The sequence below is a fragment of the Vibrio sp. 10N.261.55.A10 genome (assembly GCF_041470825.1).
In the GTDB taxonomy this organism is placed as follows: Bacteria; Pseudomonadota; Gammaproteobacteria; order Enterobacterales; family Vibrionaceae; genus Vibrio; species Vibrio crassostreae_C.
In genome coordinates, this window is record NZ_JBFRNC010000061.1 from 1 (window position 1) to 9,122 (window position 9,122).

A 9,122-nucleotide genomic window follows, 5' to 3' on the forward strand; every position below is an offset into this window, starting at 1 on the left:
TTTAAATTGTTAAAGAGCTTAACTTCTTGAGCGTTCCTTTTAAGTAAGGAGCCTCTCGAAGTGGACGGCCATTCTAGCGAATTAACATTCAGTGTCAAACACTTTTTGAAAATTAATTTTTTGTCGCTTTCCGTCTTACTGATTCTTGCTGAAGCCTTGTGGCGTCTGCCGTCTCAGTGGTGTCGCATTATAGGGAACCCTCTCAGCTTAGCAACTACTTTTTCATGAAAAATGAATAAATAGGGGTTAACTGCCTAATAGTTCACCTAAACGTAAAAAAGAGAGCATTTCTGCTCTCTTTTTGCTCAAAATCTAAGGGTATTGTTAGATAAATGCGTAAGCATCAGCGTACATATGGTCACGCTTTGCTTCTTTATTCTGAGTAAATAGGTCTCTTGCAGCGCCCGCCATTTCAAAACGACCTGCAATATAGATATCGAAATCAGCTAATGATTCGAAACTTTGCATAACAGCCTCAAGCACATTACCTGTTTGGCCATGCCAAACTTCCGGTGCTTCTTCTACTACCGGTACAAAGTGCACATTGCTATGCTTTTCTGCAATGCCAACCAACTCTTCTTTAGCATATAACTGGCACTCATCTTTTGCGCCCCAGTATAGGTAGATCTCTTTCGAGCTATTTTGCGCGATGCAGTGATCAAGAATAGAGCGCACGTAGCTGAAACCCGTGCCACCAGCAATAAGTAATAGAGGGCGATCGCTTTCTTCTTTGATCCAAGCATCTCCGTGTGGAGCATCAATCGCAATATCGCCATCTTCAGCTTGTGCCTTCTTCATCGCTTCAACCACTTCTAGTGCGTAAGCGTTGTGCTCGGCAGCACCAATGTGCAGCTCAAGCTCACCTTCGTGGCGGCAAGGGCTACTTGCGATAGAGAATGGGCGCTTATCTTTCTCGCCCATTTCAACCATCAGGTACTGGCCCGCTTTAAAAGCGACCGGTGTTTCTGGGTGAAGTAGGATTTGGTAAGTATTACAAGCCAAAGGCTCGATAGACTTCACTTTACATTTAATAGTCATGTTCTTCCTCTTACTAACCCTTAATCGGCAAAGGTTAGAACTAAATTACTTTCTGCAAATGCTTGGCAAGCAAAAATCCAGCCTTGTTGCTGCTCTTTCTCTGTGAGCATGGGTTCAAGGTGGTAACTCACTTGCCCTTCTAATTTTTTGCACATACACATTGCGCATGCGCCAACTTGGCAACGGTTTGGGAAATAGATATCGCTGTTGAGCGCAGCATCCAAGACCGTTTGCCCTTTTTCTACTGTGAAACTGATGTTTTCTGGGTATAAGACTACTTGGTAGCTCATGAAATTCCTAGCTGTTCCCAGATGCTATCAATCTTTTTCACAACATCAGGATCTTTTGTGATTGGTACACCCCACTCACGCAGGCATTCACCTTCCCACTTATTGGTCGCATCGAGACCCATTTTTGAGTGTCCAGTTTCGTTCTGCAGGAATAACGTATCTCTCGCCGGATCCATTCTTGTCGTTACAGCCCAAATGATGTCATTCCAATCACTCACATTGACATCGCCATCACACACGATAACAAACTTGTTCTCATCAAATTGAGACCAAACCGCTTCCATGATTTTCTTACCATTACCGGCAGCTTGCTTATCAATAGACACCACAACCATGCTGGCATTGTCGTTTTGCAGGTGAACATCAATAATTTCAGGATGAACCTTGGTTAACTCAGCCAAGCTACCCTCAATATGTTCACTATTTACAGGTGCTGTTTGGACATCTGGCGATAACGCTAACTCTGCGTCCCACTTCTTAGTAATATCTAGACCCATCTTAGAACCTAACCCAACCACGGGTGATGCAAAATCCAATGAATCGATTGGCGTGTGCTCTATCATCAAGCTATCGCGTGACGGATCCATATGTTCACACATAGCAGCGGTCACTTGAGACCAGTCTCGTGCATTTACATCTTCATCGCACACCAATACAAACTTGGTGTACATGAATTGGCGTAAGAAAGACCATACACCCATCATCACTCGCTTAGCGTGACCTGGGTATTGCTTCTTCATGGTTACTACTGCCATTCGGTATGAACAACCTTCAGGCGGTAGATAGAAATCTTCAATCTCTGGGAACTGCTTTTGAAGAATAGGAACAAACACTTCATTTAACGCAACACCCAATACCGCAGGCTCATCAGGTGGACGGCCAGTATAGGTGCTGTGATAGATAGGGTTTTCGCGCATGGTTACATGAGTAACAGTGAACACATGGTGCTTTTCTTTCTCGTTGTAGTAACCAGTATGATCTCCGTAAGGCCCTTCGTCCGCGAACTCATTCGGGTCGATGTAACCTTCCATCACGATTTCCGCACTTGCAGGAACGTCTAAATCATTGCTGATTGATTTAACAACCTCAGTTTTACTACCGCGTAGTAAGCCTGCAAACGCGTATTCCGATAAAGTATCCGGCACTGGCGTAACCGCACCAAGAATAGTGGCAGGGTCTGCTCCAAACGCTACAGAAACTGGGAATGGTTTACCTGGGTTAGTTTCCATCCAATCACGCAGATCAAGCGCTCCGCCACGGTGGGCTAACCAACGCATAATGACTTTATTCTTGCCGATTTTTTGCTGGCGATAGATGCCTAAGTTTTGGCGTTTCTTATTAGGACCGCGAGTAACCGTTAATCCCCATGTTAGCAATGGCGCGACATCGTCGGCCCAACAGCTCATCACGGGGATTTTATCTAGGTCGACGTCATCACCCTGCCATATCACTTGTTGGCATGCCGCTTTACGAAGACGTTTAGCTGGCATATTTAAGACTTGCTTAAACACCGGCAGTTTATCAAGAGCATCTTTAAAGCCTTTTGGTGGCTCAGGTTCCTTTAGATAAGCTAACAACTTACCCACTTCACGCAGTTCTTTCACTTCCTGACGACCCATACCAATAGCCACACGATTAGGTGTACCAAATAGATTGGTTAAAACAGGTATGTCATAGCCTATTGGGTTTTCAAACAAAAGAGCCGGGCCACCAGCACGTAGAGTACGGTCGCTAATCTCGGTCATTTCATAGTCTGGATCGACTGGGTGAGAAATGCGTTTCAACTGACCAATACTTTCAAGATGGTCGATAAAATCACGTAAATCTTTAAAACTCATAGGACTTCTACATGCTGATTATTCTGCGCTCAGTATATCAAAAAGGGTGACGCTGAGATCCCCCTTTTTAGTGTGGTTATTGAGAGGCAAAATCCACTTTACGGTAATGCTTGCTCGATCAAAGAGCTCTTCACCTGAGGGTTATCATTTACAAGATCTTGCAACCATCGCGTATGACCTTGTTTGGCTAATTCACGGGCGACTAATGGCGCTTCATCGGCAATCGCCATCCTAGAGACAAGGAACAGCTTCACCTCTTCTGATAACGGGTTAACTTTGGTAAGCAAAGTAATCGCTTCATCTTTCAAACGCGGGTTCTTAGTCGCTGCCATCACCTGTTCAAGCGCGAACGTTTGTTTGGTTTCAGCAAGGCGAACTAGCTCAGCTTGGCTATGATAATCGGCCTTCATTCGCCATAGAATTTTGTAAACCTCTGGGTCTTCGCTCACTTGCGCTAATCGAACCACCACCTCAGTAGAAGGTAACCAACTAACAATAGAAGATGCGGTGAGTTGCTTAGTTAGGTAATCAACCGCTTCAGGAGACAAACTGTCTAGCTCTCTAATGAGCAACGCTTCTCGCGTTTGAACTTGATGTTCAGATCCAGATAACCACTCTTTTAGGTCGAGTTCCTGTTTCTCTGCATCTAGCACAAATACCAATGTCTTCTGATCTTGACGCCATTGTTTAATAAGGCGATTAGCAATTGAAGGGTAATTAAAGGCAGGTACCGTAAACTCATAGCCATCGCCACGTTCTAAGACTTGATAAGTGGGCGTGATAGCAAGTTGCTGCTCGATGAAGATAGACATCTTGGGTGTGAGTACGATTTTTTGCTGTTCAAGCTTCTTCAAGAGTTGGTAACGAGCCACCTCTTGCTGGGGAAATGTCAGGCGCTCAAGCGCAAAGCGTAGCGAATTGACTTCGTCACGTACGACAAGCTCTAGTAGTTCAGCAGTTTTCAGTTTTACTTGATCATTCTCAAGCCAAGACTCTACTGTAAGTGGAGACATCTCGGTGGCATAGCTCATACCAACCGGTGAAAATAACAGTGAAGTAGACAGGAGTAATGATGACAACAGTCCATGTTGCATTTTAACGTCCTTGTAACACTTTTGCTCATTCTGCAAGCTGGCGCTACAAAATGCAAATAAAAAGCGCCACCCGAGGGCAGCGCTTATTAAATACGATCAGCTAATCAATATTACTGACGACGCATTGCGTCAAAGAACTCATCGTTCGTTTTCGTCATTGCTAGCTTGTCGATAAGGAATTCCATTGCGTCGATTTCGCCCATTGGGTGAACAATCTTACGCAGTATCCACATCTTCTGTAGTTCATCGTTCTTGGTAAGAAGCTCTTCACGACGAGTACCAGAGCGGTTGAAATCAATCGCTGGGAATACGCGTTTTTCAGCAATCTTACGGTTAAGGTGCAGTTCCATGTTACCTGTACCTTTGAATTCTTCGTAGATAACTTCATCCATCTTAGAACCAGTATCAACCAGTGCTGTTGCGATGATCGTTAAGCTACCGCCTTCTTCTACGTTACGTGCCGCACCGAAGAAACGCTTTGGACGATGTAGAGCATTCGCATCAACACCACCAGTAAGAACTTTACCTGATGAAGGAATCACAGTGTTGTAAGCACGAGCTAGACGAGTAATAGAATCCAGTAGGATAACTACATCTTTCTTGTGTTCAACAAGGCGCTTCGCTTTCTCGATAACCATTTCTGCAACTTGTACGTGGCGAGATGCTGGCTCATCGAATGTTGAAGCAACTACTTCGCCTTTAACTAGACGCTGCATTTCTGTTACTTCTTCTGGACGCTCATCGATAAGTAGAACCATTAGTTCACACTCAGGATGGTTACGTGCAATGCTTTGAGCAATGTTTTGCAGAAGCATTGTCTTACCCGCTTTAGGCGGAGCAACAATCAGACCACGCTGACCTTTACCAATTGGAGATGCAAGGTCAAGAATACGAGCCGTAATATCTTCAGTTGCACCATTACCCGCTTCCATCACCATACGTTCGTTAGCGTGAAGAGGAGTAAGGTTTTCGAAAAGAATCTTGTTACGTGCGTTGTCTGGCTTGTCGTAGTTAACCGTGTTTACTTTAAGCAGTGCAAAGTAACGCTCACCGTCTTTAGGTGGACGGATTTTACCGCCAATAGAGTCACCTGTACGTAGGTTAAAACGACGAATTTGGCTTGGTGATACGTAGATATCATCTGGGCCAGCCAGGTATGAACTGTCGGCGCTACGTAGGAAACCAAAACCGTCTTGAAGAATTTCTAGAACACCATCACCAAAGATGTCTTCACCACTTTTTGCATGCGCTTTAAGGATGGAGAAGATAATGTCTTGTTTTCTTAGGCGAGCTTGATTTTCAAGACCTAAGCTTTCGCTAAGTTTAACAAGCTCAGACACAGGTCTGTTCTTCAGTTCAGTAAGATTCATAGTGGTGGAAGTTTGTTTAGTCAAAATAGGATCTGTTTTCTTAAGTTAAGAAGGATTTGGTCACAGGATCGACCAAGAAGAGAAATTCGTTCAATTAACGTGCGATAAATTAGCACTAAAACTAAGACTAGTCCATAGCTTAGAAAAAACAAAACCGCGCATTTGTTAACTGCACGGTTTCTTTTCAAATGCTGACCTGATTAAAGGTTAGCGTCTAAGAACTCTTTAAGTTGAGTTTTAGATAATGCACCAACTTTAGTCGCTGCTACGCCGCCATCTTTGAAAAGAAGTAGCGTTGGAATACCGCGAATACCAAACTTTGGTGGAGTACCAGCATTTTGGTCGATATTTAATTTACCGATTGTGAGCTTGCCTTCGTACTCGTCTGCGATTTCATCAAGAATCGGCGCAATCATTTTACATGGACCACACCATTCTGCCCAAAAATCAACAAGAACAGGGCCTGCAGCATTGATTACATCGTTATCAAAACCGTCATCAGTTAGCTGCAAAATCTTATCACTCATCTTCCACTCCAATGTATTTTTTAGAACTGGTTGGATGATAACCAGTAAATAGATGCCCTATTGGAATGTATTTACTTTCGTATTGCAAGCTTAAGCTGATATTCTATAGCAATGAAAAAGACGCATATCACAGAGCAAAAGTTCGCCGACTTGGATTTACTTCCGCAAGTCATTGAAGGATTGGAGAAAAAAGGGTTCGATTATTGTACCCCTATCCAAGCCTTGGCGCTCCCGGTACTGCTCACCGGCCAAGACATTGCAGGCCAGGCCCAAACGGGTACTGGTAAAACGCTTGCGTTTCTTACTGCTACTTTTAACCACCTGCTAAAAACATCTGAGCATGAAGGGCGTAAGCCTAACCAGCCACGTGCGATTATTATGGCACCAACGCGTGAACTCGCGATTCAGATCTACAACGATGCTGACTCTCTGGTTGAAAGCACAGGTATCAAGGCAGCACTTGCTTACGGTGGCGAAAGCTACGACAAGCAACTAGGTAAAATCGAAGAAGGCGCAGATATCTTAATTGGTACGACTGGCCGCATCATCGATTTCTACAAGCAGAAGGTATTTAACCTTAACCACATTCAAGCTGTTGTTCTTGACGAAGCTGATCGCATGTTCGATCTTGGTTTCATCAAAGACATCCGCTTCTTGTTCCGCCGTATGCCTGAGCCAAAAGATCGCCTGAACATGCTGTTCTCTGCGACATTGTCTTACCGCGTACAAGAGCTAGCGTTCGAACACATGCACAACCCAGAGCACGTGGTTGTTGAGCCTGAGCGTAAAACAGGTCACCGCATTCAAGAAGAACTGTTCTACCCTTCTAACGAACATAAGATGGCTCTTCTACAAACGTTAATCGAAGAAGAATGGCCAGATCGCGCAATCATCTTCGCTAACACGAAGCACAAATGTGAATCAGTTTGGGGCCACTTGGCTGCCGATGGTCACCGTGTAGGCCTGCTAACTGGCGATGTTCCTCAGAAGAAACGTGAAAAAATTCTTGAGCAGTTCACCAAAGGTGATGTTGACCTTCTTGTCGCAACTGATGTTGCAGCTCGTGGCCTACACATTCCTCAAGTAACACACGTATTCAACTTCGACCTACCTGATGATTGCGAAGATTACGTTCACCGTATCGGTCGTACAGGTCGTGCTGGTGAAAGCGGTCACTCGATCAGCTTTGCTTGTGAAGATTACGCAATCAACTTGCCACCAATCGAAGAATACATTGAGCATGCTATCCCAATGTCTGACTACGATGCTTCTGCACTACTAGAAGATCTGCCAGCACCGATGCGCTTACGTACACGTAACCCGCAACAACGCCGCTCAAACAACAATGGCCCACGCAACGGTAACCGTAAACCAAACCAGAACCGTCGCCCACGCCAACCGCGTCATAACAAGGAAGCTTAGTCGCTTATGAGTCAAACAGTGTCACCCCCGCTTTATGCTGCAATCGACCTCGGGTCGAACAGTTTTCATATGCTCGTTGTGCGTCACATCGATGGCAGCGTACAAACTATGGCTAAGATTAAGCGTAAAGTGCGTTTAGCAGCAGGCTTAAATGAAAATAATGCGCTTAGTACAGAAGCTATGCAGCGCGGTTGGGACTGTTTGAGTCTCTTTGCAGAGCGACTGCAAGATATTCCGAAAGAAAATATCCGCATTGTGGGTACAGCGACCCTACGTACCGCTATCAATGTGGATATATTTCTAGAGAAAGCGAACCAGATCCTTGGTTACGACATCAATGTTATCTCTGGTGAAGAAGAAGCTGCAACTATCTATAAAGGCGTAGCACACACTTCTGGTGGCAGCGGCCGCCGACTGGTCGTTGATATTGGTGGCGCAAGCACCGAAATGATCATAGGTGAAGGCTTCTCAGCGAAAGCTCTAACTAGCCTGAAGATGGGCTGTGTTACCTGGCTTGAGCGCCACTTTAAAGATCGCCAATTAACCGCAACCAACTTTAACAATGCCATTGAAGCGGCTAAGTCTACGTTGGCTCCTATTCTAGATAGCTACACTGATATCGGATGGGATGTGTGTGTTGGCGCCAGTGGTACCGTTCAAGCACTGCAAGAAATCATGTTGGCGCAAGGCATGGATGAAGTCATTACTCATGCCAAGCTTAAGCGTTTACAGAAACAAGCCATGATTACTGAGCGCTTGGAAGAGCTAGAAATAGAAGGATTAACCCTAGAGCGTGCATTAGTGTTCCCGAGTGGCCTTTCTATTCTTATCGCTATTTTTGAGCTACTTGAAATAGATTCAATGACACTCGCAGGCGGCGCACTCCGTGAAGGCCTAGCCTACGAGATGGTGGATGAACTTCGCCAAGAAGATATTCGTGCGCGTACCATCAAGAGCGTGCAATCACGTTACCAAATGGACGTAAGCTACGGTGAACAAGTTGCTGTCGTCGCACAAACTCTGTTAGAGCAAGCGGGCGCCGAAGAGTGGGTTTCAGAACCTCAAGCTGGCGTGCTATTGCAAACCGCAGCTAAGCTTCATGAGATTGGTTTAACCATCGATTTCAAAAAAGGCGGCGAGCACAGCGCTTACCTACTGCAGAACTTAGACCTGCCAGGCTTTACTCGAGCGCAAAAGCACTACTTGGGTGAGTTAACACGTCGCTACCGTGAACAGTTAACCTCATTGCCAGAGCAACATGCAATTTCAGGCACCAGCAGCAAGCGTATTTTACGAATTCTGCGTTTAGCTATTTTGCTGACCCACCGTCGCAATCCAGCGCTAGAGCCTGAGTTTAAGCTTGCAACCGATGGTAACAACCTGACCTTAACGCTTTCTAAGCAATGGCTAGCAGACAACCCGCTGACCGCTGCTGAGCTAGAGATCGAGTCGAATAGACAAACCGATATTGGCTGGCCATTGAATATTGAATGCCTCTGATATTAGTATCTGACGCTAGAAATTAAAAAAGGTTCATCGCGGC

Annotated in this window: 8 protein-coding genes; 2 read left to right on the forward strand and 6 right to left on the reverse strand. The window is 45.1% G+C overall.

Translation table 11 applies throughout. The annotated features are described in order from the left end of the window. Positions 1-324: 324 nt before the first annotated feature. From fre to trxA, 6 genes are all read right to left on the reverse strand, one after another. Positions 325-1,038, reverse strand: coding sequence for an NAD(P)H-flavin reductase (fre, locus tag AB4274_RS18570; RefSeq protein ID WP_017059251.1), 714 nt, complete (start codon positions 1,036-1,038; stop codon positions 325-327). Between the two features lie 20 nt (positions 1,039-1,058). Next, positions 1,059-1,328: a 2Fe-2S iron-sulfur cluster-binding protein gene (locus tag AB4274_RS18575; RefSeq protein WP_008224727.1), complete on the reverse strand. Its 270-nt coding sequence runs from the start codon at positions 1,326-1,328 to the stop codon at positions 1,059-1,061. Beyond that, complete coding sequence (ubiD, locus tag AB4274_RS18580; protein ID WP_372112892.1) at positions 1,325-3,166, reverse strand: 4-hydroxy-3-polyprenylbenzoate decarboxylase; 1,842 nt, start codon at positions 3,164-3,166, stop codon at positions 1,325-1,327. The genes AB4274_RS18575 and ubiD overlap by 4 nt, the downstream gene beginning before the upstream one ends. Positions 3,167-3,264: 98 nt before the next feature. Next, a complete protein-coding gene (locus AB4274_RS18585; RefSeq protein ID WP_017059249.1) occupies positions 3,265-4,260 on the reverse strand; it encodes a hypothetical protein in 996 nt (331 codons plus the stop codon). 110 nt (positions 4,261-4,370) lie between these two features. After that, a complete protein-coding gene (gene rho / locus AB4274_RS18590) occupies positions 4,371-5,630 on the reverse strand; it encodes a transcription termination factor Rho (protein ID WP_017062978.1) in 1,260 nt (419 codons plus the stop codon). Positions 5,631-5,830: 200 nt separating this feature from the next. Then, positions 5,831-6,157, reverse strand: a complete 327-nt coding sequence (gene trxA / locus AB4274_RS18595) for a thioredoxin TrxA (protein WP_010440700.1) — start codon at positions 6,155-6,157, stop codon at positions 5,831-5,833. A gap of 111 nt (positions 6,158-6,268) precedes the next feature. Here trxA and rhlB point away from each other — a divergent pair, with 111 nt between their 5' ends. Together rhlB and gppA are read left to right on the forward strand one after the other, a co-directional pair. Next, on the forward strand, positions 6,269-7,579 hold the full coding sequence (rhlB, locus tag AB4274_RS18600) for an ATP-dependent RNA helicase RhlB (RefSeq protein WP_372112894.1): 1,311 nt from the start codon (positions 6,269-6,271) through the stop codon (positions 7,577-7,579). Positions 7,580-7,585: 6 nt separating this feature from the next. Continuing rightward, positions 7,586-9,079: a guanosine-5'-triphosphate,3'-diphosphate diphosphatase gene (gppA, locus tag AB4274_RS18605; protein ID WP_017081537.1), complete on the forward strand. Its 1,494-nt coding sequence runs from the start codon at positions 7,586-7,588 to the stop codon at positions 9,077-9,079. The last annotated feature ends 43 nt before the right edge of the window (positions 9,080-9,122 follow it).